The 26,025-nt window shown below is 69.2% G+C and carries 23 protein-coding genes and 1 tRNA gene; 12 read left to right on the top strand and 12 right to left on the bottom strand.

Features of this window, described 5'->3' with window-relative positions; genetic code table 11:
* Nucleotides 1-35: 35 nt before the first annotated feature.
* On the top strand, nt 36-653 hold the full coding sequence (locus BM417_RS25325) for a YidC/Oxa1 family membrane protein insertase (RefSeq protein WP_093599133.1): 618 nt from the start codon (nt 36-38) through the stop codon (nt 651-653).
* On the opposite strand, the gene BM417_RS25320 is transcribed toward BM417_RS25325, so the two are convergent.
* Nucleotides 635-2,161 carry a PucR family transcriptional regulator gene (locus tag BM417_RS25320; RefSeq protein WP_093599130.1) on the bottom strand — a complete coding sequence of 509 codons (1,527 nt, stop codon included), beginning with the start codon at nt 2,159-2,161 and terminating at the stop codon, nt 635-637. The genes BM417_RS25325 and BM417_RS25320 overlap by 19 nt on opposite strands.
* A gap of 92 nt (nt 2,162-2,253) precedes the next feature.
* Here BM417_RS25320 and pruA point away from each other — a divergent pair, with 92 nt between their 5' ends.
* Both pruA and BM417_RS25310 read left to right on the top strand, forming a co-directional pair.
* Nucleotides 2,254-3,879 (top strand): L-glutamate gamma-semialdehyde dehydrogenase, encoded by a 1,626-nt coding sequence (gene pruA, locus BM417_RS25315; protein WP_093599127.1) that lies wholly within the window; start codon nt 2,254-2,256, stop codon nt 3,877-3,879.
* Nucleotides 3,880-3,966: 87 nt separating this feature from the next.
* Nucleotides 3,967-4,890, top strand: coding sequence for a proline dehydrogenase family protein (locus BM417_RS25310; RefSeq protein WP_093599124.1), 924 nt, complete (start codon nt 3,967-3,969; stop codon nt 4,888-4,890).
* Here BM417_RS25310 and BM417_RS25305 read toward each other — a convergent pair.
* The gene (locus BM417_RS25305; protein ID WP_093599121.1) at nt 4,877-7,291 is read right to left on the bottom strand and encodes a tetratricopeptide repeat protein; all 2,415 of its coding nucleotides are present in this window, start codon (nt 7,289-7,291) and stop codon (nt 4,877-4,879) included. The two genes, BM417_RS25310 and BM417_RS25305, sit on opposite strands and share 14 nt — an antisense overlap.
* 111 nt (nt 7,292-7,402) lie before the next feature.
* Nucleotides 7,403-8,323, bottom strand: a complete 921-nt coding sequence (locus BM417_RS25300) for a class I SAM-dependent methyltransferase (protein ID WP_093599118.1) — start codon at nt 8,321-8,323, stop codon at nt 7,403-7,405.
* A gap of 193 nt (nt 8,324-8,516) precedes the next feature.
* Between BM417_RS25300 and BM417_RS25295 the strand changes: the two genes are divergently transcribed.
* The 4 genes from BM417_RS25295 (at nt 8,517) to BM417_RS25280 (ending at nt 12,601) form a co-directional block, all read left to right on the top strand.
* Nucleotides 8,517-10,160 carry a bifunctional 3'-5' exonuclease/DNA polymerase gene (locus BM417_RS25295; RefSeq protein ID WP_093599115.1) on the top strand — a complete coding sequence of 548 codons (1,644 nt, stop codon included), beginning with the start codon at nt 8,517-8,519 and terminating at the stop codon, nt 10,158-10,160.
* A gap of 124 nt (nt 10,161-10,284) precedes the next feature.
* Complete coding sequence (locus BM417_RS25290; RefSeq protein ID WP_093599113.1) at nt 10,285-11,667, top strand: carbohydrate-binding protein; 1,383 nt, start codon at nt 10,285-10,287, stop codon at nt 11,665-11,667.
* A gap of 55 nt (nt 11,668-11,722) precedes the next feature.
* Nucleotides 11,723-11,794: transfer RNA gene (locus BM417_RS25285), tRNA-Val, on the top strand.
* Nucleotides 11,795-11,959: 165 nt separating this feature from the next.
* Entirely contained in the window at nt 11,960-12,601 is a 642-nt protein-coding gene (locus BM417_RS25280; RefSeq protein ID WP_245822149.1) for a helix-turn-helix domain-containing protein, read from the top strand.
* Here BM417_RS25280 and BM417_RS25275 read toward each other — a convergent pair.
* The gene (locus BM417_RS25275) at nt 12,583-13,410 is read right to left on the bottom strand and encodes a prenyltransferase/squalene oxidase repeat-containing protein (protein WP_093599107.1); all 828 of its coding nucleotides are present in this window, start codon (nt 13,408-13,410) and stop codon (nt 12,583-12,585) included. The genes BM417_RS25280 and BM417_RS25275 overlap by 19 nt on opposite strands.
* Nucleotides 13,411-13,557: 147 nt before the next feature.
* On the opposite strand from BM417_RS25275, the gene BM417_RS25270 reads away from it, so the two are divergent.
* Genes BM417_RS25270 through BM417_RS25255 form a run of 4 tightly spaced genes read left to right on the top strand, consistent with a single transcriptional unit; the run spans nt 13,558 to nt 16,673 of the window.
* Nucleotides 13,558-13,983, top strand: a complete 426-nt coding sequence (locus tag BM417_RS25270; RefSeq protein WP_093599104.1) for a hypothetical protein — start codon at nt 13,558-13,560, stop codon at nt 13,981-13,983.
* A gap of 16 nt (nt 13,984-13,999) precedes the next feature.
* Nucleotides 14,000-14,575 (top strand): DUF3558 domain-containing protein, encoded by a 576-nt coding sequence (locus tag BM417_RS25265; protein WP_093599101.1) that lies wholly within the window; start codon nt 14,000-14,002, stop codon nt 14,573-14,575.
* Nucleotides 14,576-14,579: 4 nt separating this feature from the next.
* Nucleotides 14,580-15,884, top strand: a complete 1,305-nt coding sequence (locus BM417_RS25260) for a PPE domain-containing protein (protein WP_093599098.1) — start codon at nt 14,580-14,582, stop codon at nt 15,882-15,884.
* Nucleotides 15,885-15,893: 9 nt separating this feature from the next.
* Complete coding sequence (locus BM417_RS25255) at nt 15,894-16,673, top strand: ESX secretion-associated protein EspG (protein WP_093599095.1); 780 nt, start codon at nt 15,894-15,896, stop codon at nt 16,671-16,673.
* A 58-nt stretch (nt 16,674-16,731) separates the two neighbouring features.
* Here the strand turns inward: BM417_RS25255 and BM417_RS25250 are convergent, their stop codons facing one another.
* The 7 genes from BM417_RS25250 to BM417_RS25215 all read right to left on the bottom strand — a co-directional run bounded on the left by BM417_RS25250 (nt 16,732) and on the right by BM417_RS25215 (nt 24,119).
* The gene (locus tag BM417_RS25250) at nt 16,732-17,892 is read right to left on the bottom strand and encodes a lactate 2-monooxygenase (RefSeq protein ID WP_093599092.1); all 1,161 of its coding nucleotides are present in this window, start codon (nt 17,890-17,892) and stop codon (nt 16,732-16,734) included.
* Nucleotides 17,893-17,993: 101 nt separating this feature from the next.
* Nucleotides 17,994-20,147: a protein translocase subunit SecD gene (gene secD / locus BM417_RS25240; RefSeq protein ID WP_093599089.1), complete on the bottom strand. Its 2,154-nt coding sequence runs from the start codon at nt 20,145-20,147 to the stop codon at nt 17,994-17,996.
* A gap of 42 nt (nt 20,148-20,189) precedes the next feature.
* Nucleotides 20,190-20,513, bottom strand: a complete 324-nt coding sequence (locus BM417_RS25235; RefSeq protein WP_093599086.1) for a hypothetical protein — start codon at nt 20,511-20,513, stop codon at nt 20,190-20,192.
* Nucleotides 20,513-21,463 (bottom strand): tetratricopeptide repeat protein, encoded by a 951-nt coding sequence (locus BM417_RS25230; RefSeq protein WP_093599083.1) that lies wholly within the window; start codon nt 21,461-21,463, stop codon nt 20,513-20,515. Before BM417_RS25230 ends, BM417_RS25235 begins: the two co-directional genes overlap by 1 nt.
* Before the next feature lie 98 nt (nt 21,464-21,561).
* A complete protein-coding gene (gene rox, locus BM417_RS25225) occupies nt 21,562-22,992 on the bottom strand; it encodes a rifampin monooxygenase (RefSeq protein ID WP_093599080.1) in 1,431 nt (476 codons plus the stop codon).
* Between the two features lie 142 nt (nt 22,993-23,134).
* Nucleotides 23,135-23,527 carry an NUDIX hydrolase gene (locus tag BM417_RS25220; protein WP_093599077.1) on the bottom strand — a complete coding sequence of 131 codons (393 nt, stop codon included), beginning with the start codon at nt 23,525-23,527 and terminating at the stop codon, nt 23,135-23,137.
* A gap of 10 nt (nt 23,528-23,537) precedes the next feature.
* Nucleotides 23,538-24,119 carry an FMN-dependent NADH-azoreductase gene (locus tag BM417_RS25215; RefSeq protein ID WP_093599074.1) on the bottom strand — a complete coding sequence of 194 codons (582 nt, stop codon included), beginning with the start codon at nt 24,117-24,119 and terminating at the stop codon, nt 23,538-23,540.
* 82 nt (nt 24,120-24,201) lie between these two features.
* Between BM417_RS25215 and BM417_RS25210 the strand changes: the two genes are divergently transcribed.
* Nucleotides 24,202-24,675, top strand: coding sequence for a MarR family winged helix-turn-helix transcriptional regulator (locus BM417_RS25210; protein ID WP_093599071.1), 474 nt, complete (start codon nt 24,202-24,204; stop codon nt 24,673-24,675).
* Nucleotides 24,676-24,680: 5 nt separating this feature from the next.
* Here the strand turns inward: BM417_RS25210 and BM417_RS25205 are convergent, their stop codons facing one another.
* Nucleotides 24,681-25,868: an NAD(P)/FAD-dependent oxidoreductase gene (locus BM417_RS25205; protein WP_093599068.1), complete on the bottom strand. Its 1,188-nt coding sequence runs from the start codon at nt 25,866-25,868 to the stop codon at nt 24,681-24,683.
* Nucleotides 25,869-26,025: the final 157 nt, after the last annotated feature.

The raw sequence follows: 26,025 nt of genomic DNA, 5'->3' as shown, positions 1-26,025 counted from the left end.
GTCCTGGCCCCTAACTCGATACGGAGAAACAACCCTTGTTCGCTGACCTGGGCGCTGCCCTGGCGAGCTTCGGCATGCCCGCGCTCGCCATCGTCGGATTCACGATTCTCGTGCGGCTCGCGCTGCACCCGCTGGCCCGTGCCGCCGTGCGCGGCGAGAAGTCCAAGGCCAAGCTCGCGCCGGAGATCCAGAAGCTGCAGAAGAAGTACGGCAAGGACCTCGTGCGGTTCTCGGAGGAGTCGCAGAAGGTCTACAAGCGCAACGGAGTGTCGATGTTCGCGGGCATGCTGCCGATGCTCGCGACCGCGCCGTTCTTCATGGTGATGTACCAGATCGTCACGACGCCGAACCCGTTGCTGGAAGGCACGTTGTTCGGCATTTCACTCGGCTCGCACTTCACGACCGGCTTCACGTGGGTGTTCTTCGTGCTGTTCGGGCTGCTCGCCGTGGTCGCCTACGTGACCGTGAAGTGGCAGCAGTCGCGGATGACCACCACGCCCACGCCGGGGTTCATGACCGGGCTGCTCAAGGTGCTGCCGTTCGGGACGATCCTGGTGGCCGCGTACCTGCCGCTGGCCGCCGGGCTGTACCTGCTCACCACGACGACGTGGACGATCGCGGAACGGGCGTTGCTCTACCGCATCCTCAGCTGAAGCTGGGCGACGAGCCGGACGAGCGGGTCGTCCAGGTCCAGGTCGATCCGCTTGAGCCGGTACCTGAGCGTGTTGGGGTGGACGTGCAGCCGGTCCGCCGCGGCGCGCACGTCACCCAGCGCGTCGAGGTAGGTCAGCAACGACTTCGCGAGCTCCGGGTCGAGCGCGTCGATCCGCGGATCGCGGATCCGCGGATTGTCCTGGAGCAACGCCAGGATCTCGCTCACCAGGACCTGGGAGCGGACGTCGGCGAGCGTCGCCACCTCGGCGTCGAGGTCGCGGGCCATCGCGTCCAGCACTCGTTCGGCCTCCTGGCGGGAAATCTGCGCATCGTCCAGTGTGGACACCGTCGAGCCGACCGCGGCTTGGACGGCCGTGTGCAGGTGCCGGCGTGCGGTGGTGACGATCTCCTTGGTCAGGCTCAGGAGTTGGGCGTTCGGGGCGAGGTCCGGCAGCAGGACGTAGGTGCGGCCGCCGGACTCGCTGACCAGCGCGCTGCGCCGGTACGCCGCCGCGTGCACGGAGATCAGGCCGGTCATCTCGGCGCGGCGCAGCTCGTGTTCGCTGCGGTCGCCTTCGGCGCTGCGCACCGCGAAGACCACGACGGCGGCCGGTTTCTTCGGGTCGGCGCCGATCTGACCGGCGACGGTGGCGGCGTCCATCCGGCCGGTGAGCAGAGCGGCGAGGAGGTTCTCGCGGAACCTCGACGTGGGCTGGTTGCGCTGCTGGATCAGGTGCGGGGCGGTGACGCGGGCGGCGCCGAGCAGGGCTCGCTCGGCCTGGTCGGTCAGCGGCTGGTCGCCCTCCTGCACCCAGATCGTGCCGAGCGGCTGACGGCCGGCGTGGATGCCGACGGCGATGCGTCTCCGGATGCCGAGCTCAGGGCGTTCGTCGATGCGGACGACCTCTTCGGATGACCTGAGCAGGTTGTAGACGCCCCACTCGCGCAGCATCTTCAGGTACGGCTCCGGGCCCTGGCGGCCGAGGATCGAGAGCCTGCGCAGCTCGTCGACCTCGTCGGACGAACGGGAGTAGGCGAGCACGCGGCTGGCGGTGTCCTCGATGCTGACGATGCCGCCGGTCAGGGTGGCAATCGTTTGCGCGAGCGCGAACAGGTCGCCGAGGACCTCGCCGTCGTCGGTCGTGGTCGTGAGGACGCCCTTGGCGAGCGACTCCAGGTGACCCCAGCGCACCTCGGGACGGACCTCGAGCAACGCCACGCCTGCGTCGGTGGCGGCCTGCACGAGGGCTTGGGACGACTCCTTCACCGCGACGGCCGCGGCCTTCGCCCGTCCGGCGGCCCTGATCAGCGGCAATGCGGCCCTGCCTCGTGCCCCGATGAGCAGAGCGATGTCCCCGGCCGCGACGTCCGGCGGATCGTCCGGATCCATGATCACCACATCCCGCACGTCTACCTCCAGGCCGCCCGGGGCAACCTGAAGTTCGACGAGCGGATCGCCGAGCGCGATGAGGACGTGGCGGAGGCTCGACACTGTTCGATCGTACATCTGACCTGGTGAATATTGGCGTTTCGCACAACTGAGGCCAGGTCGCGCGGACTTACGGTTTGCGTACCGAACAAGCCCATAAGGAGTTGCGAGTGGACGCGGTCACCCAGGTTCCCGCCCCGGTCAACGAGCCGGTCCTGCAGTACGCCCCCGGTACCCCGGAGCGCGCTGAGCTGCAGGCCAAGCTGGTCGAGCTGCAGAAGGAGCCGCTCGATCTGACGCTGACCATCGGTGGCGAGCAGCGCATGGGTGGCGGTGAGCGTTTCGACGTCGTCCAGCCGCACAACCACCGCTCTGTCCTCGGCACGCTCGCCGGCGCGACGCAGCAGGACACGACCGACGCGCTGCGGGCCGCCCGTGAGGCTGCTCCGGCGTGGCGCGCGATGTCGTTCGACGACCGCGCGGCGATCATCCTGCGCGCCGCCGACCTGCTCGCCGGCCCGTGGCGGCAGACGCTGAACGCCGCCACGATGCTCGGCCAGTCGAAGACCGCGATCCAGGCGGAGATCGACTCGGCCTGCGAGCTGATCGACTTCTGGCGCTTCAACGTGCAGTTCGCCCGCAACCTGCTGGCCGAGCAGCCGATCTCCTCCCCCGGTGTGTGGAACCGCACGGACCACCGTCCGCTCGAGGGCTTCGTCTACGCGATCACGCCGTTCAACTTCACCGCCATCGCCGGCAACCTGCCGACCGCGCCCGCGCTGATGGGCAACGTGGTGCTGTGGAAGCCGTCGCCGACCCAGTCGTTCGCCGCGCACCTCACCATGCGGCTGCTGGAAGAGGCGGGCATGCCGCCCGGCGTCATCAACCTGCTGCCCGGTGACGGCCTCGCGGTGTCCGAGGTGGCTCTCTCGTCCCCGGACCTCGCGGGCATCCACTTCACCGGCTCCACCGCGACGTTCCAGAAGCTGTGGGCGCAGGTCGGTTCGAACATCGCGAACTACCGCTCGTACCCGCGCATCGTCGGCGAGACCGGCGGCAAGGACTTCATCCTCGCGCACCCGTCGGCCGACCCGGACGTGCTGCGCGTCGCCCTGATCCGCGGTGCTTTCGAGTACCAGGGCCAGAAGTGCTCCGCCGCGTCGCGCGCCTACGTGCCGCGCTCGGTGTGGAACAAGATCAAGGACCAGTTCCTGTCCGAGGTCGACGCCCTGACCTACGGCGACGTCACCGACTTCTCGAACTTCGGTGGCGCGGTGATCGACCGCCGCTCGTTCGACAAGCTGTCGGGCGTGCTTCAGGCCGCTCGCGCGGACTCCTCGCTGGAGATCGCTGCCGGTGGCACCGCGGACGACAGCGACGGCTTCTTCGTCCGACCGACCGTTCTCGTCGGTTCGGACCCCACGAACTCCGTGTTCACCACCGAGTTCTTCGGCCCGGTGCTCGCGATCCACGTGTTCGAGGACGCGGACTACCTGACCGTGCTCAAGCAGATGGAGAGCGCGGCGCCCTACGGTCTGACCGGCTCGATCATCTCGCGTGACCGTGCCGCCGTGGCGCACGCGCAGGAGGAGCTGCGGTTCGCCGCCGGCAACTTCTACGTCAACGACAAGCCCACCGGTGCCGTCGTGGGCCAGCAGCCGTTCGGCGGCGGCCGCGCGTCCGGCACGAACGACAAGGCGGGGTCGGTCCACAACCTGCTCCGCTGGGTCAGCCCGCGCTCCATCAAGGAGACCTTCGCGGCGCCCACCTCCCACCTCCACCCGCACCAGGGCTAGATCCGGCCCTTCTGAGTGAGGGGAACGTCCATGCGCCACAAGTGTTTGGACGTTCCCCTCACCTTTCACACCCTGAGGACGTGAACCATGTTGCGCTCCAGCCTTCTCTTCGCGGCCCGCAACGCGAGCGCCCGCAAGCTCGTCGAGTCGACGCCGCTGACCCGGCCCGTCGTCGAGCGGTTCGTCGCCGGTGCCGACGTCTCCTCCGCGATCCGTGCGACCGCCGAGGTGCTCGGTGACGGGCGTCTGGTGACCCTCGACCACCTGGGCGAGGACACCTTCGAGGAGTCGCAGGCCAACGCCACCGTCGAGGCGTACCTGACGCTGCTGTCCCGGTTGGAGGCCTTCGGGCTCACCGAGGGCGCCGAGGTGTCGGTCAAGCTGTCCGCCGTCGGTCAGTCGCTGGCGATCGACGGCGAGAAGATCGCGCTGGAGAACGCCCGTCGCATCTGTGCCGCCGCCGCTGTCGTCGGCACGACCGTGACGCTGGACATGGAGGACCACACCACCACGGACTCCACGCTGGGCATCCTGCGCGAGCTGCGGGTGGACTTCCCGTGGGTCGGCGCGGTGTTGCAGGCCTACCTGAAGCGCACCGAGCAGGACTGCCGCGACCTCGCGTACTCCGGTTCGCGCGTGCGGCTGTGCAAGGGCGCCTACCAGGAGCCTGCTTCCGTTGCGTACCAGGACAAGCACGACGTCGACCTGTCGTACGTGCGGTGCCTGAAGGTGCTGATGGAGGGGCAGGGCTACCCGATGGTGGCCTCGCACGACCCGCGCCTGATCGCGATCGCCGCCGACCTGGCGTCCGCGCGCTCGAAGGACACCTACGAGTTCCAGATGCTGTACGGCATCCGGCCCGAGGAGCAGCGCCGCATCGCCGCCGAGGGCAACCGCATGCGCGTCTACGTCCCGTACGGCGACGAGTGGTACGGCTACTTCATGCGCCGCCTCGCGGAGCGTCCGGCCAACGTGGCGTTCTTCGTGCGCTCGCTGCTCACGAAGAGCTGAGCTCCGCGGCCGTTTCGAGGGCGAACCGCAACTTCACCGGCTCACCTGCCTCGCGGAAGATCTCTGCCGCGCGGTGGGTGAGCCGAAGTGCTTTCTCCACCTCGTATTTCGTCTCCGCGCACAGCCGACCGTAGATCGTCAGCGCGTCGCCGTAACCGGCGTGGCCGTCGAGGTCGAGCCCCGCCATGTGCCACAGCACAACGGCCGTGTGCGCAGTGTTGCGCGCCTCTTCCTTCCGTTCCGCGCCACGGAGTCTGCACACGTGCTGCTGGAGGGCCGAGAGGTAGACGGTGGGCGCCGTCCTCGCCTTCAGGGCCTGGCAGACGCCGACCGCGAACTCGGACATCTGCAACGCGCGGACGTGATGGTCCGCTTCGGACAGTGCGCGAGCCGTGTTCTGCAACGGTGGCGCCAGTTTCGCGCCGAAGAACTCGACGAGCTGCGACGGCAGGCGGTGGCAGAGGTCGAGGCACTCGTCGGCGGTGTGCAGCGCCTGACCGTCCTGGCCGTGCAGGAGCTGCTGCTCGACCAGGGTCGCCAGGGCGATCACGAGGCCCGCCTGGTTCCAGACGAGGTCCTCGGCGGCCAGTTCCCGGTACACCTCAACGGCTTCCTCGGCCGCGCCGACGTCGCCCACGACCTTGGCGACGTTGAGCAGCGCGGCGCCCAGGCCCTTGCGGTCACCTGTCTCGCGCCAGAGCATCACTGCCTCGCGGGCGGTGAGCGCGGCGTCGATGTCGTCGGCCAGCTCGCTCAACGCCTGACTGCGGCGAGTCAACGCGTCGGCGAGGTCGGTGCCGAACGTCTCGGGGTTCGCGACGGCGAGCCGGCGGAAGAGCTCGATGGCCTCCTTCAACGTCTCGCTGGCGGCCTCGGCCCTGCCCAGGTCGACGAGCATGGTGCCCGCCGCGACGAGGTTGCGGGCGAGCTCCGGTTCGAAGCGCGGGTCCTCCTGGGCGAGCACCCGCCAGTTCGCGATGGAGAGCTGCATCGAGTCGGCCGCGTGCTGCTTGTTGCCCTCGACGTGGAAGCGGCGGGCCATCACGGCGGCGACCCTGGCGAAGTCCGCGCGGAACAGCGCCGGGTGGTTCTTCGCGAGTTCCTGGAAGAGCAGGGTGGCGCGGCTGATGGCGGTCATCGCGTCCTCGTCGCGGCCGAGCGTCTGGTAGCGGTAGCTGATCTGCTCCAGGGCGGACGCGAGCTGCGGGATGGTCTCCGGGTCGTCCTCCGCGATCTCGCGCCAGAGGTCGATCGCCTCCTCGGAGACGGCGAGCACCTCGTCATTGCGCTGGGCGTTGATGAGCCGGAGTCCCAGGTCTCCCAACGCGTCCGCGAGCAACGGCCGGTTCTCCCGGTCCTGCGCCGCCAGCTCGCGGTAGCACTCGACCTCGGCCTGGGAGGCCTCGACGGACTCCTGGCGCAGGCCGCACAGCATCGTGCGGGCGCTGAGCATCCCGTACATCTCGGCGCGCTCGAGGACGTCGTCGGCGCGGTCGATCAGCCGGTGGGTGAGGATCGACGGGATCGCGTCGGTGGCGAAGCGCTCGTCGCGGAACACCTGGCGCGCGATGGTCTCGAGGGTGGCGAACGACCCGATCTCCGCGGCGATGCGGAGGCTGTCGCGGGCCATGTCGCGCACGATCTCCGGGTTGCCGGTGACGAGCTCGTCGAGTGCGGGCCTGAGGTTCGGCCACCGCTGGGCGGCGCGGGCCAGCAGGTCCGGATCCGGGGTGCCGGGGGTGGCGACGGCGAGGTAGTCCTCGGCGATGCGGCCGGTCTTGCGGCCGTCGTCGCGCTTGAGGAGTTGCCGCACGAGCTGGGTGCGGTTCACGTCGCACGGGTCGCCGTGCACGACGGTCAGCGCGGCCATGTGCAGGTCGAGGACCGTCTCCCCGGCGATGTTCGGTGGCGGCTCGTCGGGTGCGGTGACGGTGAGGTGCTTGGCGAAGTGCTGGCAGGCCAGCGTGAACGACTCCGCGCGGTCGTCCAGCGTCGGGGCCAGGTCGAGCGTGGTGACCTCGTGGTCGAAGTCCGCGATGCGCTGGCGGGTGGAGGACCACCACCAGCCCGTGGTCCTCGCCGCCAGCAGCACCCGCGTGCGCTCCGGCCCGTGCCGGAGCGTGTCCTGCAGTCGCAGGAAGACGTCCTGCCACCGGAGGCGATCGGCGTCGTCGATCACCAGCAGCCTGCCGTGCGCGTCGTCGTCCCAGAGCTCCTCCCGGAAGTGCTGGAGCAGCCTGGTCTTGCCCGCGCCCGCCGGGGCGTGCAGCAGCAGAGACGCTTGCGGCGCGGGGCTGTCGCGCCACAGCGTGAGTGTGCGCAGTTCGGATTCTCTGCCGTGAAAGGGGACCACCTGGTGGGTGGGATCCAGCAATGCGGCGACGCTGAGTGCTCGGTCCACGGCTTCATAGTCGGCCGGTGACCAGGCGAGGGATAGCAAGACCACACCATCGTGGTCTTTTCCCGTTTTTCCTTCACTCCATTGCCTACTGGCTTGGAGAAGCTCCAACAGCTACCCGCGACGGGCCAGGTGGTGACGGTAGCTCTCGTACTCGCCGACGAACTTGGTCCGGATGCGGGCGAGCTCCAGGACCTTCGACAGCGTGTCCTTGTGACCGATGAAGTCGGCGCCGGCGTAGTGCGCGCCGCCGAGGCCACCGATGATCCGGGCGCGCAACGGCATCTGCTTGCGGGCGTACTCCTTGCGGAAGAAGCTGCCGGGAGCCATGCGCTGGCGGATCGCGCTCTTCACGTTCTCCGTGACGTCGCGCTCGGCGATCCAGTCGAACTCGGTGACGTTCTGCTGGAGGCTGCCCCTGAACCGCTGGTTGGAGCGGGGGTCGAAGACGTCGATGATCGAGAAGTGGCCGCCGGGCCTGAGGACCCTGGCCACCTCGCGGAAGAACTTCTCGACGTCGGGGTAGTTGTGCGAGCTCTCGACGTTGATGACGAGGTCGAACTCGCCGTCCTCGAACGGCAGGCTCTCCGCGTCGCCCTCGACGTAGGTGAGCCGGTCGCCGCGGGCGAGGATCGCGTTGGCCCTGCGGATGGCCGCGCCGGAGATGTCCAGGCCGATCGCCTTGGCCGGGTCGATCAGGCGGGTGAGGAAGTTGAGGCCCTCGCCCATGCCGCAGCCGACCTCGAGGACCTTGAGGGTCCTGAAGTCGTCCTTCGTGTACGGCAGCCCGCGCAGCGTCTGGAAGTAGAGCTGCTCCGAGAACCCGTCGCTCACGCCCGCGTTGAAGTTCGGGCGCAGACTGTTGAGCTCGTTCAGCAGTTCGGGGCAGTGCATGCCCCAGTTCCAGAAGTCGCCTGTCCGCGACCACGACGCCACGTCGTCGTAGACCGCCGAGACAGCGCCTTTGAGCTGGGCCGCGTCGGGGATGCCGGCGTTGAGGTCGCGCAGGCCGGTGGCCGCGTTGCCGTTGGTCATGAGAGCTCTCCCAAGGTGAGCGTTCCTTGGTTTGGCACTGTGGCAGCGCTTCCACTAGGGGATTCCCCGCTCGTACCGGAATTTCGGGGGGATTCGTAGAAATGTGGGCTCTTGACAGGTGCCGCAAACGTTTCCAGCGCTTGTGCTTCAGCCTGGACTGAAATTGTCAGACCCTCGCTGCACAATCTGAGGTGTGCTGGTCGCCCTGGTTCTGGACGCGGACGGTGCGGGGCGGTGGCAGAAGCTGCACGACGACGGGACCCCGGCCGGTCCCGCTATGACGGCTTCGTCGCCGGCCGCCGCCGTCGCGTCGCTGGAGCGCGCCCACAAGCCGCGCTGGGTGTGGGCGGACACGTCCGAGATCTACCCGGTGCTGCTCGACGCCGGCGTGCGGGTCGACCGGTGCTGGGACCTGCACCTGACCGAGGCGTTGCTGCTCGGCGTGGAGGGCCGGCATCGCGAGCCGAAGGAACTGCCCGGCGCGTTGGCGCGGGTGCTCGGGCTGCCCGCTCCAGCCGACGTCGGGCCGCCCAAGAAGGACGACGCGCTGACGTTGTTCGGTCCCGAGCCGGTGACGCTGCCGGGTGACACGGACGAACTTGCCGCGTTGTCGCTGGTCTTCCGTTCGCAGCAACGAAATCCGGCGCTGGGCCTGCTGATCGCGGCCGAGTCGGCGTCGGCGCTGGTGGCGGCGGAGATGACGCACCACGGGTTGCCGTGGCGGGAGGACGTGCACAACCGGTTGCTGGAGGAGGTGCTCGGGCCGCGGCCGGCACACGGCCAACGGCCGAAGTTGTTGCAGGACCTGGCGGATCAGATCCAGGAGGCGTTCGGCGGCCGGGAGATGAACCCGGACGCGCCGGCCAGCATCGTGCGGGCGTTCGCGCGGGCGGGCATCGAGGTGCCGTCCGCACGGCGGTGGGTGTTGAAGAAGGTCGACCACCCCGCGGTGAAACCGTTGCTGGACTACAAAGAGCGCGCACGACTGTGGGTGGCGCACGGCTGGTCGTGGCTCGACACGTGGGTCGAGGACGGGCGGTTCCGGCCGGACTACGTCGTGGGTGGCGTCGTCACCGGACGCTGGGCGTCGCGAGGCGGAGCCGCGTTGCAGATTCCGCGGCTGATGCGGCAGGCGGTGATCGCCGACGACGGGTGGTGCCTCGTCGCGGCGGACGCGTCGCAGCTCGAACCGCGGATTCTCGCTGCCCTGTCAGGGGATTCGCGGTTGATCGAGGTCTGCGGGGACGACGACCTCTACGCGGCGCTGGCGGAGGACTCGTTCAAGGGCGAGCGGCCACGCGCGAAGATCGCGATGCTATCGGCGATGTACGGCGGCACCTCCGGTGAGGCCGGTCCGCTGCTCGCCGTGCTGCGCAAGCGGTTCCCGATCGCCGTCGGTTACGTGGAAGACGCCGCTCGGGTCGGCGAGCAGGGCAGGATGGTGCGCACGCGGCTGGGCCGCACGTCGCCGACGCCCTCGGCGGCGTGGCAGGAGCTGACCGGCGGCGCCGACGACTCAGGGGAGTCGTCGAGCTCGTCGCGGCAGGCGGCGCGCAACTGGGGTCGGTTCACCCGCAACTTCGTGGTCCAGGGCAGTGCGGCGGACTGGACGGCGGCGTTGCTGGGCGTGCTGCGCAGCCGGCTACCCGCCGACGCGCACCTGGTGTTCTTCCAGCACGACGAGGTGCTCGTGCACTGCCCGCTCGCCGACGCCGACGCCGTGATCGAGGCGATCGCCGAGGCCGGACGCGAGGCGACGCGGCTTCTGTTCGGCGGGACGGCGGTGCGGTTTCCGATGAACGCGATACCCGTGACCTGCTACGCCGACGCGAAGTAAGTCCAAACGAGACGCCGCGCCACCTGGTGCGATCGGGGGTGTTAGTCCGAACGGGCGCTTGTTCTTACACCGTGAGAGCGCTCTCATAAGTGGACTGCACCCGTGACAAGGAGGTCACTCGCGCATGAGGCAACGCCGCCGCATCCTCGCGGCCACGACAGCTCTTATTGCCGCGGTACCCCTGGCGATCGCCGCCATGTCCGCCAACGCCTCGATCCCACCCCCTGCAGCGGGATGGACGCAGGTGTGGGGTGACGACTTCAACGGTTCCAACGGATCGCTGCCGTCGAGCTCCAACTGGATCATCGACACCGGCCACGGCTACCCCGGCGGACCTGCCAACTGGGGCACTGGCGAGATCCAGAACTACACGAACAGCACGAACAACCTCAAGCTCGACGGCGCCGGCAACCTGCGCATCACCGCCTTGAAGGACGGCGCGGGCAACTGGACGTCGTCGCGCATCGAGACCCAGCGCTCCAACTTCAAGCCCGCACCCGGTGGCAAGCTCGCCATCGAGGGCCGCATCCAGATGCCGAACGTGAGCGGCGAGGCCGCTCTGGGCTACTGGCCCGCGTTCTGGACCCTGGGCGCGCCGTACCGCGGCAACTACTGGAACTGGCCGGGCATCGGCGAGTTCGACATCATGGAGAACGTCAACGGCATCAACTCCGTGTGGGGCGTGCTGCACTGCGACGTCGCTCCCGGCGGTGCCTGCGGCGAGTTCACCGGCATCGGCAACTCGCGGGCGTGCCCCGGTTCGTCCTGCCAGTCCGCCTTCCACACCTACCGCTTCGAGTGGGACGACGCCGCGAAGACGTTCACGTGGTTCGTCGACGGCCAGTCGTTCCACCAGGTGACGCAGGCGCGTGTCGGTGTCAACGTGTGGAACGCGATGACGTCGCACGCGGGGCACTTCATCCTGCTCAACCTGGCCATGGGCGGCGCGTTCCCGAACGCGCTGAACAACAACCAGCCGACCCCTGTCGCGGCCACGCAATCCGGGCACTCGATGGTCGTGGACTACGTGGCCGTCTACTCGGCTGGTGGCGGGACCACCACTCCCCCGACGACAACGACCACCACGTCGAACCCCGGCGGTGGGGGTTCCGCGTACAGCGAACTGCAGGCGGAGAACGCCTCGGAACGCTCCGGTGGCTCGGTGGCGCCAGGGGATGGTGGTTCCGGCGTGCACCAGATCGCGAACGGCGGCTACCTGAAGTTCTCCGGCGTGAACTTCGGTACCGGACCTGCCCGCCAGTTCCTCGCTCGCGTCGCCTCCGGCGCCGGGGGCGGGGTGAGCGGCCTGGTCGAGGTGCGGCTCGGATCGCGCACGGCGACTCCGGCGGGTTCGTTCGCGGTCGGCAACACCGGTGGGTGGGACGCGTGGAGAACGATCCCCGCGAACATCTCGAACATCTCCGGCACTCACGACGTGTACGTGACGTTCACGAGCGGCCAGCCGGCGGCTTACGTGAGCGTGAACTGGGTGAAGTTCGGCCTCTGACCCCTGCTTTGGCATCGGGGTGAGTTCGTCCGCTAGAATGTCATCCGCAAGACACGGATGATTAGCTCAGCGGGAGAGCACTACCTTGACACGGTAGGGGTCACTGGTTCAATCCCAGTATCGTCCATCTGAGAGAAGGGCCCGTCTGCTGACGGGCCCTTCTTCTTGTTCTGGCCCAGGTTGTCGGTGCCGAGCGGGCGGTTGAATGCCGGCGTTGACGCGGCCGGCACGAGCAGCGCCGTGGCTGTCGGAAACAGGTCCGGTCCTCTTGCGGAGCTGGGACAATGGGCCTGTGTACGCCGAACGTCCTGCTCCCGCGGGTCTGGCCTGCCTCTGGACGCGCACGGTGTCGTCACCGACCGTGCAGCGGGTGGTGCCGGACGGCTGCACCGACCTGATGTGGACCCCTGCCTCGGGTGCGTTGTTCGTGGCCGGTCCGGACACTTCGGCTCAGCTCGCCGTGGTCGCTCCGGGAACGTTGTACGGGGTGCGGTTGCCGCCGGGGGCGTTTCCGTCGGTGTTCGGCGTGCCCGCGCATGCCGTCCGGGATCTGCGGGTGCCGTTGTCCGACCTGGTGCCGTCCGCGCGGCTTGGTTCGTTCTCCGAGATGGTGGAGTTCTGCGCTGCTCGGGTGGTCGTGGATCCGGCGGTGGCCGCCACGGCTTCGCTGCTGCGTTCTGTGGACGTGGCTTCGGCGGCGTGGGAGATCGGGCTGAGCTCACGTCAGCTGCGACGGCGGTGCCTGGACGCGTTCGGGTATCCGCCCAAGGTGTTGCAGCGGGTGCTGCGGTTCGACACGGCACTGCGGCTGGCGTGGGGCGGCTTGCCGTTCTCCGCCGTCGCCTTCGAAGCCGGCTACGCGGACCAGGCTCACCTGGCCCGCGAAGTGCGTGCGTTGGCTGGAGTGCCTTTGGGTCAGCTGATCCGGCCGTAGCGGCGCAGGGTCAGCAACGCGTCGACCGTGGCGATGGAACGCCATTCGAAGTCGACGATCGGAGTGAAGGCGGGGAATCCGAAGTTCCAGCCGCCGTCCTCCTGCTGGCCTCGCTGGAGTTCGTCGAGGTCTTCGGTGAGTTCCTTCTCGGTGAACCAGCCGCAGGCGAGGCTGGTGGGTTTCTGCGCGTACGTGTGGGGCTCGAGCGCTTCGCCGTCCGCGTACCCCTCGGTGCTCGGCTTGAGGTGCTTGAGCTTCTCCGCAGCGAGCTCGGCACGAGACCTGTCCGGCACCTCGTCCAGGAACATCGCCGCTGCTCGCAGCTCGTACGGGTGGGTGTTCTCGAGCTTCTCGATCTCCTGCCAGCAGTAGTCGGTGGCCTTGTCGAGCCAGGGGTGGGACGTGTGGAGTGCGTGCAGGGCGGCGGCGATCTGGGCGGTCAGGAGGAGTCCGCCCTGGTCGTCGGCGGCGACCCAGGGTGCCTTGGGGTGGTCCTTCGAGGTGGACATGCCGAACGGGACTGAACCGTCAGGGCAGGTCTCGGTGAGCCAGTTCAGGATCGATTCGGCCTGCTCCGGAGCGTTGACCTCGACGAACAGCTGAAGGGCACGCAAGGCGTGCAGCGGCTGGCTGGTGGGACCGCGGTGGTCGGGTTCGAGCCCGTACCCGTAACCGCCGTCGTCGTTGCGGTAGGCCAGCACGGCCTGGACGACGTGCTCGGCCTTACCGCCGCCGAAAGCGTGTTCGAACCAGCGCTGTTCCAGCGTGCGGGCGTTGAGCCAGAGGAAGTTCCTCGCCTGTTCGATCATGCCTCGAACCTATGCCGGTCACGGTGCGCGGTCTTGAACGAATCGGCCATGTGACCTGATCAGCTGATCCGATCGCCTCCATCGGGAACCGGTCCTATGCGAAAATCCTCCAACAGGGGTGTGGAGTTCTGAGGGGAGCTGGCCAGGATGCTGATGTTCGACGCACTCGTACCCGTGAAGACCGCCGGGGCCGTCGGCAAGGGTGTCGGCGCGGCCGTGGGCGCCGCGGCTGGAGCAGCCGCTGGGGCCGGCGGTGGCGGAGTGGCGAAGTTCAGCGTCGATCCTGACCAGGCGCAGAAGATGATCGACGGCCTGAAGCTGGCCCTCGAGCAACTGCTGGTGTTGGAGGACAAGGGCGCCGAGATTCAGTACCACGGCGCTCCAGGCCCTGACCCTTACAGCGGCTTCGCGACGCTTGCCCAGCGCAAGACGGCCGGCGGTGAGCCAGGCGGCTACATCTGGGCGAACCGGGAAGCGCGGAAAGCGCTCGAGCAGACCATCAAGAACATCGAGAAGGCTCTGGCCGAGTACCAGAAGACCGACGAAGCGGCGACGTCCGCGATGAAGGGCTGACACGATCTTGAAGCGCATGACCGCCCTGCTGACCGCCGTGCTCGCCTTCGGCGCGCTGGCCGGCTGCACGAGCTCCCAGACCGGCGGAAGCCCCACGACGGCTTCTGCGACGGGCAGTGAGCAAACGAGCAGCCAGCCCACCAGCGACGGGTCTGACTCAGGCCTCAGCATCACCAAGTACGTGAGCGCTCCCTGCAACATCCTCACTGCCAGCCAGTTGACGACGCTCGGTTCTGTGCGCGCACCGGCTCCCGGCACGGGGACGCTCGGACCCAACTGCGTGTGGTCGGGTCAGGACGTCATCAAGAACTCGCGGTACACCGTGCATGTGACCGAAGGTCAGAACTACGAGAACCAGGTCAACGAGGTCAAGAACAACGCGGTCTTCACCGACAAGAAGATCGACGGTGTGCGGGTGATCTCCACCGATCGCCTTGACGGGCTGGTCACCTGCCTGGTTTCCCTTCAAATCTCCAAGACCGACTCGGTCACGATTCAGGTCAACGTCGCATCGGATGAGCAAGCGACGAAGAAAGCATGTCCAGAGGGCGAGCGGGTGGCCCAGTTGATCATCAGCAACCTGAAGGGGTAGCGAGATGGCTGGGGATGAGCCGAACATCGGCGGTTTCGCTTTGCTTCCCTTCGCGGGCGGCGAAACTATCTACAAGTGGTTCGAGAATGGCAAGGGACCAGCCCAGAGCACCACGCCCACGGCGCAGTCGTGGCACAACCTCTCCGCCGGACACGTGGACGTGGCCCAACTGATCGAGAAGGCCGTGCGCGACTCCGGCGCGTCCTGGGAAGGTTCCGCGGGTGACGCGGCGCGCGGCGGAACATCGCCCCTCGCGACCTGGGCGACCGTCACCGGCGATTCGGCGACCCAGGCCGGCACGACCGCTGACACCGTCGGAAGTGCGTACGCCGACGCCAAGAACGCGATGTCCAAGCCACCGGCCGTTCCGGACAAGCCGTTCCTGAACGACTGGCGCCCGTGGGACACCGACTACGACAAGGCGCTCGAGAAGAACCAGCAGGTCAGCGAGCAGAACGTCCGGGCGTTCAACCAGTACGCCGGCGCCGTCAACGCGAGCATGAGCAACCAGCCGACGTTCATCGCGCCGACCGCCACCGACGGCAGCGTCCAAGAAGAGCCGGGCGGCGACAAGAACGTCGACAGGGTCGGGATGCAGAGCCAGCCGCCGCCCAACATCGGCACTCCGCCTGGTGGTGGCGGCGACCGCAACGGCGGTGGCCAGGACGGCACGGACCTGTCCGGCTGGAAGCCGCCGGGCACCGGCGGCGACGACACCGGCACGGCCGGCGTGAACGACCCCAAGTTCACTCCTCCGCCCACCGACAGCGGCCGCCCTCCGCCCAACATCGGCGTCCCGACCGTTCCGCCGGACGGCGTGTTCAACCCGAACGACCCGCGTCGTCCTGGCGGGCCGCTCGACCCCAACAACCCGCGCAACCGTCCTGGCGGACCCAACGGCCCTGGCGGTCCCGGCGCTGGCCGTGGCATCGGCGGACCTGGCGGTGGTGGTGCCGGCGGCGGTCGCGGTGGCGGTGGCCTCGGTGGACCCGGTGGTGGCGGCCTCGGCGGCGCCGCGGCGGCCAAGGGCATGGGTGGTCCTGGTGGCATGGGCAGCGGCTTCGGTGGTGCTGCCGGTGTTGCCGGTGACGGTCGTGGTGGCGCCGGTGGCTTCGGGCCGTCCGGTGCTGGTGCGGCCGGTGCCGGTGGCCGTGGCGCGGCGGGCATGGGTGCCGGAGGTATGGGCGCCGGTGGCGGTCGTGGTGAGGGCGAGGAGGACAAGGAGCACAAGTCCGCGTCCTACCTGCAGGAAACCGAAGACATCTTCGGCGACGGAACGATGGTCGCTCCGCCGGTCATCGGCGGATAAGGGGGAATCGTGCTGCGGAGCAGGGTCGCAATCCCTGTCACGGCGCTCTACCAGGCGTGGCAGGCCGCGGGCCTGCCGACGATGCACCGTGCGCTGCTCGCTCAGGTCGACTTCGACGAGGGACTCCTCGAGTCGGGTGACGTGAGCGAGCTCGAACGGTTGCAGCGGTCGGCGTGGGCGCAGCTCGAGCAGTACGGGCTCGCGCACGGCGGTCAGGTCCACCCGGATCTGGCGAACGCGCTGCGGCTCGTGGTCGAGGCCGGCGTGGAGTACTGGGCGTTCTTCAGTTTGAAGGACGGCCCTCAGCAGAGCGTGCTGGTCGTGTCGAACGGCCAGGACGCGCTGCGGATCGTGCTCACGCAGGACCAGCAGTTCGTGCTCGAACCGGTGCGCGCGGACGAGGCGCCGCAGGCGTTGGTCGGCGCGTTGCCGCCCACGCCGGCGGGCAGGGGCAACCCGATCACGCTGCCCGAGGAGGCTCTGCAGCAGAAGCGGCAGCCGTCCTACGAGGACACCGGCTCGTTCATGCAGCAGAGCAGACCGACGAGCACGCCGAACGACCAGTTGGTCGCGCAGCTCAACGAGATCATGAGCCAGCCGCGCACCGGTGGTGGTCAGCTCTTCTCGGCCAAGCGCGACCATCTCGGTCGCAAGCAGCGTTGCGCCAACCCGCTCACGTACATCGACACGCCGAGCGGGCGGTACCTCGCGGCCAAGAGCGACGGCTGGCTGCGGGTGCAGCCAGCCGACTTCGGCACGCTGGCGCGGATGACCGCCACCATGCCGTAAGGGACGAAGAAGAACCGCCACGTCGGCCGGGTCGCAGCTGCGGCCCGGCCGACGTCGTTCAGGAGAACCGCAGCGCGTCCGGCCCCAGGTCGGCCGGGCTGCGGTGACCCGACAGCCCGAGCGTCAGGTCGAAGTCCGCGAGCAGGCTGCGCAGCACGTGCTTCACGCCGACCTGACCGCCGTGCGCCAGCCCGTACGCGAAGGGCCGCCCGACCATCACGGCCTTGGCGCCCAGCGCCAGCGCCTTCACGATGTCCGCGCCGGTGCGGATCCCGGAGTCGAACAGCACGTCGACCTGCTCCCCCACCGCCTCGACGATCGACGGCAGCGCGTCCAGCGAACCGACCGCGCCGTCGACCTGGCGCCCGCCGTGGTTCGAGACGACGACACCGTCCATTCCGTACTCGACGGCCTTGCGCGCGTCGTCCGCGTGCTGGATTCCTTTCAGGACGATCGGCCCGTCCCAGTGCTCACGCAGGAACGCCAGCTGGTCCCACGACTTGTCGGTGCCGGTGAACAGCTGCACCCACCGCAGGATCGCCATCGGCAGGTCCTCCTCGGGCGACTTCTGCAGGCCGGCGCGGAAAACCGGGTCGCTGAACGGAATCGCCGTGCCCACCCCGCGCAGGAACGGCAGGTAGGCCTGGTCCAGGTCGTGCGGCCGCCACGCCAACGTCCACGTGTCCAAGGTGACGACCAGCGCCGTGTACCCGGCCTTGCGCGCCCGATCCAGCAGCGACGCGCACACGTCGGGGTCGTTCGGCCAGTAGAGCTGGTACCAGCGCGGCCCGTCGCCGGACGCTTCGGCGACCTCCTCGATGGTGTGCGAGGACGCCGTCGACAGCACCATCGGCACCCCGAGCTCGGCCGCTGCCCGCGCGGTCGCCAGCTCGCCGTCCGGATGCAGAATCGACTGCACGCCAACGGGTGCGAGCATCACCGGCGCGGGCAACTCGGTGCCCAGCACGGTGACGCCGAGGTGCCGTTCGGTCGCGTTGGTCAGCATCCGCGGCACGATCCGCACGCGGTCGAACGCCTCGCGGTTCGCCCGCACGGTGGCGCTCGAGCCCGCGCCTCCCGCCACGTACCAGAACGGGCCCGGTCCGAGCCGGTCGCGCGCGGACTGCTCCAGCGCGTCCGGATCGGTGGTGAACGGCGGTACGGCGCCACCGAGCCCCTGCAGGTAGATCTCGTTCTGGTACGCGGCGAAGGAGGTCATGCCGCCTACTTTGCTACGAAGCGAGCCGCGCTAGGAAGAACTCGTTGCCGAAAGGATCGCCGAACCAGGTGGCCCGATCACCCCACGGCATGGGCGGAACGTCAGGCCCGCGCTCCTTCCGGGCGCTTCTTCGAAACCGCTCGACGTGGCCAGCGCGATTCCAGCCAGATGGCGACGGGCGCGGCGGTGACCACTGTGGACACCGTGCCTGCCACCAGGCCGATCAGGAGTGCGGTGGCGAAGTTGGCCAGCGAGCCGTCACCCAGCACCAGCAACGCCGCCAGGACGAAGAGCACGCCTATGCCGGTGTTCACGGTGCGGGGCACGGTTTGGACCACCGCGTCGGAGACCACGTCCGGGTACGAGGCCTTCAGTCGGGAGCCGCGCAGTTCGCGCAGGCGGTCGAAGACGACTACCGAGTCGTTGACCGAGTAGCCGATCACGGTCAGCAGGGCCGCCAGGAACACGCCGTCCGCGGTCTTGCCCAGCCACGCGAAGATGCCGACCAGCACCAGGACGTCGCTGAGCAGTGCGGCGACCGTGGCCACGCCGAGGCGCCAGTCGAACCGGATGGCCAGGTAGCCGAGTTGGGCGGCTACGGCGATGGCGAGGCCGATCACGGCGTTGCGGCGCAGTTCGGACGAGAGCGACGGGCCGATCAGCTCGTTGCTCGCCTGGCGGGCGCCGCCGTCGACGGCCGAGCTCACCACCTGGCCGATCCGCGCGGACTGCGCCTCGTCGATCGGGCCGGTGCGCAAGGAGACCTCGTTGCCCGACGACGAGACGACCACGTCGGAGAAGCCCGCATCACCCAAAGCGGTGCGCACGCGGCCCGCGTCCACGGTGCCGCCCGCGGTGAAGTCGAGCATGCGGCCGCCCGTGAACTCGACGCCCAGGTTCAGGCCCCGCGCGAAGAGACCCGCGAACGCCACGAGCACCACGGCACCGGCGCTGATCAGCCACAACGACGGGCGGCGGTACAGCACGACGGACAGGCGCTGACGGACCCAGCCCAACGTGTGCAGGCCGCTCAGCTGGGGGTACCGACCGACGAAACGGGTGCCGAGCGCCCACACCACGAGCACGCGCGACAAGACCAGAGCACTGAACATCGACGCCAGCACACCGATGGTCAGCGTGACGCCGAAGCCCCGGACCGGGCCGGTGGCCAGCCAGAACAGCAGACCGGCGGCCAGCAGCGTCGTCACGTTCGAGTCGGCGATCGCGCTCAACGCACCGCGGAAGCCGCTCTCGGAGGCGCGGCGGAGATTGGGTTTCCGGGCGTACTCCTCGCGGGCGCGTTCGAAGATCAGGACGTTCGCGTCGACCGCCATTCCGATCGCCAGCACGAAGCCGGCCAGACCCGGCAACGTCAACGTCGCCCCCACCGCCAGCAGCCCGGCATAGGCGACGCCCGCGTAGCCGACCAGGGCGACCAAGGCCAGGAAACCGGCCAGGCGATAGGCGAACATCAGGAACAACGAGGTCAGCGCGATGCCGATGATCGCGGCCTTGGCGCTGGCCTCGATGGCCTCCGCGCCCAGGGTCGCGCCGACGGTGCGCTGTTCGATCACCTCGACCGGCACCGGCAACGCGCCGGAGCGGATGACCAGGGCCAGTTCCTTGGCTTCCGGCTGGGAGAAACGGCCGGTGACCGTGGTCGCGCCACCTGCCTGGCCGGCGCCGCACGGGGTGTCGAGGCTGACCTCCGGTGACGAGATCGGCTTGCCGTCGAGCACGAACGCGATCTGCCGGCCGGGAGTGCCGGACGGCTCGCAGGCCGCCTCGCCGGTGACCTTCTGCCAGGTCTTCGCGCCCTCGCCCTGGAACTGGACGTTGACCACGAAACCCGCGCCCTGCGGGTTGCGCGCGGACTGCGCGTCCGAGATGCCCTCGCCGGTCATGACGGTCTGGCCGTTGCGCTGCACGGTGAGCTGCGCGGTCTGGCCGAGGACCTTCACCGCCTCGGCGGGGTCCTGCACGCCGGGCAGTTCGACGACGATGCGGTTCTCGCCGGAACGGGCGATCACCGGTTCGGCGACGCCCAACGCGTCGACTCGACGGCGCAACACCTCCAGGGAACGGTCGGCGGCGTCGGAGTCGCCCTTGGCCTCGAGAACGATCTGGGTTCCGCCACGCAGGTCGAGGCCGAGGCGGGGATCTGTGGTGAGCAGGAGAAAAGCGGATGCGACGAGGACCCCGAGCGCTATGAGACCGCGCGCGAGAAGACCCCGGCGCGCGTTGTCGCGCGACATGGGTGAGTGAGCCTTCCGAAGAGGGTTGCTGGAAAAGGAGATTCAGCGACCGGAAGGCGGCGAACGAGCAGGCTGCGGAGTCCAGCGGATGCCCTCGGGCGTGCGGTGCACGCGCCGGGCGAAGGAGACGACGAACCGCAGCGGCATCGTGGGCTTCGCGACCGGCGGCACGTCGGACGGCACCTGGGCCTGCGGGACCTGGGCTGCCTGGGGGTTGTGCGGTTTGGGCGCGGTGACGGGCAGGTTCGCGAAGTCGTGGCCGTGCCGGATGACGGAACCGGCGGTGACGGGCTCGGCGGGCGCGGCGACGATGAACAGCTGTCCGAGGAACAGCAGAAACGCGAGCGCGACCGCGTTGCGACGCATCACCGCTTCCTGCCTCCACCGACGTAGACGAGCGCTCCCCCCACGACAGCGCACAACCAGGAAAGCACAAGTGGCTGCATCGTGGTGGCCCCGAAGAACAACGCGACGGTCCAGCCGACCAGGATCAGGGCCGATGCCGCGAGCAGGGACACCGTCACGGCGAGCTTGCGCAGGCTGAAGAGCAGCTTGAACGGACGCAGCCGCAACGCCACGACCAGGCAGCACAGCACCAGCGCGCCGGTGAAGAACCCCAGGTAGGGCGTCGGCCTGGGCATGCCGGCGATCAACGCGAGTAAACCGCCGCCGACCAGCAACAACGAGAGCATGCGCAGCGCTCGCCACACCTGCACCTTGTTCAGCTGCAGCTGGGTGGGCCGGGACGAACGCCGCCGTTGCACGGTCGCGAGGTTCGCCTTGGAGTCCGCGTCGGACGGGTCGAGCTTGATCGCCGTCCGGTAGGCGTGCTCAGCGGTGCCCCAGTCGCGCATGCGCAGCGCCGCGTCGCCGAGCACCTGGAACGCCCGTGCCTCGGTCGGCGCGAGCTGGGAGGCGTGCAGGGCCGTGTCGAACGCCTCCACGGCGCCGTCCGGGTTGTCCGCGAGGACCTCGGCGAGCACGACGTAGCAACGCCAGTCGCCGGGCTTGCGCCGCACGGACTCCCGCGCCGCGACCGCCGCCTCCTGGTGCCGGCCGAGGTCGCTCAGCGCCAGGGCCGCGAGCCGCTGCGGCCAGGCGGGCTCGCCGTCGAGCACCATCGCGCGCTTGGCCGAGTCGAGCGCCTGGTCCGCCTCGCCGAGGTCGAGGTGGGCGGCGGCGAGCCGGCACCACGCCTCGGCGTGCCGAGGATTCGCCGCCACGAGGGGCCGCAACAGGTCGATCGCCTGCCGCGGCTTCCCTGAGGCGGTGAGCTCGGCTGCGCGCAGCAGCACGGCTGTCATCGGCTCGGACACGCCGCACAGTGTGACAAAGCGCCTCCGGCCCTCGAACGGGTGACCTCAGCGAACGTCCCGGACGAGCGGACGGGGCTCCCCGTGCCCGCGCCGGGTGCTCAGCCGGCAGCCGCCCCGAACCAGCGGGCCAACTCCCCTTCCAGGGCTGCCTGGTCGTCGCCGGCCCACGCCACGTGCCCGTCCGGCCGCAGCAGCACGGCGGGCGCGTCGAGGTCCTCGCTGACGTCCACGACGTGGTCGACGCGATCCGCCCAGCCGCCGGCCGACAACGTCCCTGCCTGGTCGAGCAGGATGCCGCGACCGGCGTGCATCTGGTCGTAGAGCCCGCCGCGTTTGAGCGCGAGGTCGCCGATCCGCCTGCCCACCAGGTCGTTCTCCGAGCCGAGGTCGTACCGGACGGAGACCGCGATGATCTTTTCGATCAGGTGGCGGTTGACCTCCTCGAACTGCACGAGCTCGGTGAACAGCCGCCGCACCGCCTGCGGTCCCGGCTCGACCTTCATCAGTTCGATCTGCGCACGGGTGTTGTTCAGCACCTCCTCGGCGACCGGATGCCGTTCGGCCTCGTAGGTGTCGAGCAGATCCGCGGGAGCCCAGCCGTGCACGGCCGCGGCGAGCTTCCAGCCCAGGTTGAACGCGTCCTGCACGCCGAGGTTGAGCCCCTGGCCGCCGGTCGGCGGGTGAACGTGCGCCGCGTCGCCGGCGAGGAACACGCGGCCGGACCGGTAGCGCTCGGCCTGCCGGGTGGCGTCGCCGAAGCGGGACATCCACCGCGGCGCGTGCACGCCGAAGTCGGTCCCGGCGATCTTGACGAGCTGCTCCTTGAAGTCGTCCAGGGTCGGCACGACCGCACGGTCCTCGTTCACCCCCTCGGCGGGCACGATGACGCGGTACGTCGCGGTGCCGCCGATCGGTCCGATGCCGAACCGCTTCTGGGTCTTGCGGACCTCCAGCATCAGCGGCATCGCCTCCTCCCAGGGGATGCCGATCTCCATCTCCCCCAGCAGCGTCTCCACCCGCGACGGCTCGCCGGGGAAGTCGATGCCGGCCAGCTTCCGCACGGTGCTGCGGCCGCCGTCGCAGCCGACCAGGTACCGCGTCCGCAACGACGTGCCGTCCGCCAGGTCGACGGTCACACCCTCGTCGTCCTGCGCGAACGCGGTCACCGTGCTGCCGCGCCGGATCTCGGCGCCGGCCTCGACGGCGTGCTCGGTGAGCAGGCGCTCGATGTTCGGCTGCGGCAGGCCGAGGACGACCGGGTACTTCGTGTTCAGCCGTTCCGGCGCGGGCTTGTCGATGCCCGCGAAGAACCCGGCCAGCGGGTGCGTCTGGCCTGCTGTCAGGAACCGGTCGGCGATGCCGCGCTGGTCCAGGATCTCGATGCTGCGCGCGTGCAGGCCGAGCGCCCGGACGACCTTTGTCGGCTCCGGATCCCGTTCCAGCACCACCACGCTCACGCCGCGCAGCCGCAGTTCGCCGGCCAGCATCATGCCGGTCGGTCCACCGCCGGCGATGATGACGTCGATCATGGAGTCTTCCCCATTTCCCCAGGTAGATGACGTTGGCTGGGAAATGATGAAGTACACCCGGGGTCTTGTGGCAAGACCCCGGGTGCGCTATATGTTGAAGTGGGAGGAGAGCAGCGCTCTCCTCTTCTCGCGTTTCAGAGGGTCAGCGAAGAAGCCCTGCCTCGTTCAGGTGGGCGAAGATGATCCGGTCGACCGGTGAGATCCGGTCCGCGTCGGCGGTGGTGAGCCAGGCGAGTTCCTCGATCTCGGCCGACGCCACCGGTTCCCCGTCGAACGACGCGGTGTAGCAGGTCATGCGCACGGTCACCCCCGACGTGTGGCCGTGTGCCTGCGCTTCGAACGTCCCCAGGTGCTTCGCCGACGCCGCGTCGATCTCGACGGACAGCTCCTCGCGGATCTCGCGCACGAGCGTCTCGACGTCGGACTCCCCCGGCTCGCGCTTGCCGCCGGGCAGGTAGTACGTGTCCTTGCCTGCCGACCGGGTGCCGAGCACGCGGCCGTCGTTCAGATAGATCCAAGCCACCTTGTCGATCACATGGCCGAGGCTAGGCGCTGGCGAGTTCCTTGACCACGCGGTGCGCGTCGGCCAGCGACTCGACGGCGAGCTCGCGGAACTGGTGCATCTGCGGCACCACGTCCGCGAGGGTCAGCTCGGCGTGCACGAACTCCAGGTTCTGGTCGAGGCCGACCATCGACAGCACGGCGCGCAGGTACGGCTCCTGGAAGTCGAAGCCCTCGCGCGGCGTGCCCGGCTTGTACGAGCCGCCGCGGGCCGTCACGACGACGACGCGCTTGCCGCCCCACGCGAACGTGCCGTCCTCACGGGCGAAGTGCTCGGAGGTCGCGACCTGGTCGATCCAGGCCTTCAGGGTCGAGGGGATCGAGAAGTTGTACATCGGCGCGCCGATGAGCAGCACGTCGGCGGCGTCGACCTCGGCGATCAGGTCTGCGGCGATGCCCTGGTCCGTGCCGTCCTTGTGCGGGATCGGCGACGCGTGCAGGTCGCGGTGGACGTAGCCGCCACCGGGGTTCGCGGCACGCCAGTTCTCGGCGAACGCACCGGAGATCTCGCGGGTCACAGACCCCTCGTAACGGATGCTCGAGTCGAGGTGAAGCAGATTGGTCATACTCGGAACATACGAGCGAAGAACTTCCGAGTCAAGATGTTCCGAGCTAAGAACATCTCTCCTGGGATGTACGATGGGACACATGGAGGAGCAGCCGGAACTCGTCGAAGCCTGCTTGGAGAAGTGGGATTTGAACTGGCTGCTGCATCGAGCCACCCAGCGCGTGGGCGCGGCGTACGCCGAGGAGATCGCGAAGTTCGGGATCTCGCTGCGCGGTCAGCTGGTGCTGGGCGCGCTCGCCAACGAGGAAGCCCAGCGCACCCAGCTCAAGCTCGGCGCGATGCTCGGGCTCGACAAGACCACGCTCACCAGCGAGCTCGACAAGCTGGAGCGGATCGGCCTGGTCATGCGCGTCCCCGACCCGAACGACCGGCGGGTGCGCACGCCGATGATCACCGACAAGGGCCGGGAGCTGCAGAAAGAGGCGGGTGACGCGCTCGCCGAGGTCGAACGCGCCTTCCACTCCCGCTTCACCGCCGAGGAGATGGCGGTCATTCGCAAGGCCCTGCAGGACCTCTCGCGCGGCGAGGGCCCGATGCACGGCTCCTGCATCTAGCCGGACTAGGCGAGATCGCCCAGGTCCGCGTCCCGCAGCTGCTCCGGCGTCACGGTCGCCTGCGCGTCCACCAACGCCTTCAGCGCCGTGCCGTGGTCCCAGACGTTGACGTTCATGGCCGCCCGCAGCCGTCCGTCACGCAGCCAGAACGCGATGAACTCCCGCGAGGCCACGTCGCCGCGCACGACCAGCTCGTCGTCCGGTCCGGCGAGGCCGCGGTACTCCATGCCCAGGTCGTACTGGTCGGTGAAGAAGTACGGCGACTTCAGGTACGGCTCGTCCAGCCCGATCAACGGCCCGGCCACGTGCGTGCCCTGGTCCTTCGCGTTGGCCCAGTGCTCGACGCGGACCCGGTGGCCGTAGCGCGGGTGGTCCTGCGCCGCGATGTCGCCGGCCGCGAAGACGTCCGGCGCGGACGTGCGCAGCAGCGCGTCCACCGCGACGCCGCCCTCGGCCAGTTCCAGACCGGCGGCCTCGGCCAGTTCGAGACGGGGTGTCGCCCCCACGGCCAGCACCGTCACGTCCGGGTGCAGCTCGGTGCCGTCGTCCAGGCGCACACCCGCCGGCGAGAAGCTCGCGACACCGGTGCCCAGTTTGAACTCCACGCCGTGTTCGGTGTGCAGGCCGCGGAACATCGCGCCCATCTCGGCACCCAGCACGCGCACCAGCGGTTCGGCCAGCGGGTCGACCACCGTGACGCGGCAGCCGTGCGTGCGGGCGGCGGACGCCACCTCGCACCCGATCCAGCCCGCACCGACGATCACGACGTGCCTGCCTTCGCGCAACGCGGACTTGAGCGCCAGCGAGTCGTCCAGCGTGCGCAGCACATGTCCTTGCGCGCCAGGCAGAACGCGCGGGCGCGATCCGGTCGCGAGCAGCAACCGGTCGTAGGGACGCACTGCTCCATCCGAGTCCACGATCGTGTGATCGCTGGGCCGCAGCTCCAGCACGGACACGCCGAGCCGGAGGTCGATCTCGTTGTCGGAGTAGAAGCTCGGCTCGTGCACCCACGCGGGCTCGGTCGCCTTTCCGAGCAGCACGTCCTTGGACAGCGCGGGAAGTTCGTACGGGCGGTGGTGCTCGGTGCCGAACATGGTGATCTTGCCGCCGTAGCCGCGGTCTCGGAGCGCGCCGGCCGCGGAGGCACCGGCGAGGCCAGTCCCTACGATCACGATGCGTTGCGGTTCCGCCATTTTCACCCCTCCAGGTGACCAAGTCTCATCCCACGTGCGACGCTATCCGCAGCTCGGCACGGTCGCTGAACGGAGAACGCGAAACCTCCGTCATGACCAACGGTGACGCGCGTCTCTACTGACGCGAGCACCGGCATCACCGGGCCTGGTGCGCCGA

Origin of the sequence: Lentzea waywayandensis, from assembly GCF_900115955.1 — a bacterium.
GTDB classification, from domain to species: Bacteria; Actinomycetota; Actinomycetes; order Mycobacteriales; family Pseudonocardiaceae; genus Lentzea; species Lentzea waywayandensis.
Note: the sequence above shows the minus strand (reverse complement) of the source record. Positions and strands in the feature narration are given on the sequence as shown.

What these genes read in the sequence shown, in the direction of transcription:
- BM417_RS25320 (WP_093599130.1), bottom strand. Translation starts at nt 2,161, where the DNA reads ATGTACGATCGAACAGTGTCGAGCCTCCGCCACGTCCTCATCGCGCTC.
- BM417_RS25310 (WP_093599124.1), top strand. Translation starts at nt 3,967, where the DNA reads ATGTTGCGCTCCAGCCTTCTCTTCGCGGCCCGCAACGCGAGCGCCCGC.
- BM417_RS25300 (WP_093599118.1), bottom strand. Translation starts at nt 8,323, where the DNA reads ATGACCAACGGCAACGCGGCCACCGGCCTGCGCGACCTCAACGCCGGC.
- BM417_RS25290 (WP_093599113.1), top strand. Translation starts at nt 10,285, where the DNA reads ATGAGGCAACGCCGCCGCATCCTCGCGGCCACGACAGCTCTTATTGCC.
- BM417_RS25275 (WP_093599107.1), bottom strand. Translation starts at nt 13,410, where the DNA reads ATGATCGAACAGGCGAGGAACTTCCTCTGGCTCAACGCCCGCACGCTG.
- BM417_RS25270 (WP_093599104.1), top strand. Translation starts at nt 13,558, where the DNA reads ATGCTGATGTTCGACGCACTCGTACCCGTGAAGACCGCCGGGGCCGTC.
- BM417_RS25265 (WP_093599101.1), top strand. Translation starts at nt 14,000, where the DNA reads ATGACCGCCCTGCTGACCGCCGTGCTCGCCTTCGGCGCGCTGGCCGGC.
- BM417_RS25260 (WP_093599098.1), top strand. Translation starts at nt 14,580, where the DNA reads ATGGCTGGGGATGAGCCGAACATCGGCGGTTTCGCTTTGCTTCCCTTC.
- BM417_RS25250 (WP_093599092.1), bottom strand. Translation starts at nt 17,892, where the DNA reads ATGACCTCCTTCGCCGCGTACCAGAACGAGATCTACCTGCAGGGGCTC.
- secD (WP_093599089.1), bottom strand. Translation starts at nt 20,147, where the DNA reads ATGTCGCGCGACAACGCGCGCCGGGGTCTTCTCGCGCGCGGTCTCATA.
- BM417_RS25235 (WP_093599086.1), bottom strand. Translation starts at nt 20,513, where the DNA reads ATGCGTCGCAACGCGGTCGCGCTCGCGTTTCTGCTGTTCCTCGGACAG.
- rox (WP_093599080.1), bottom strand. Translation starts at nt 22,992, where the DNA reads ATGATCGACGTCATCATCGCCGGCGGTGGACCGACCGGCATGATGCTG.
- BM417_RS25215 (WP_093599074.1), bottom strand. Translation starts at nt 24,119, where the DNA reads ATGACCAATCTGCTTCACCTCGACTCGAGCATCCGTTACGAGGGGTCT.
- BM417_RS25210 (WP_093599071.1), top strand. Translation starts at nt 24,202, where the DNA reads ATGGAGGAGCAGCCGGAACTCGTCGAAGCCTGCTTGGAGAAGTGGGAT.
- BM417_RS25205 (WP_093599068.1), bottom strand. Translation starts at nt 25,868, where the DNA reads ATGGCGGAACCGCAACGCATCGTGATCGTAGGGACTGGCCTCGCCGGT.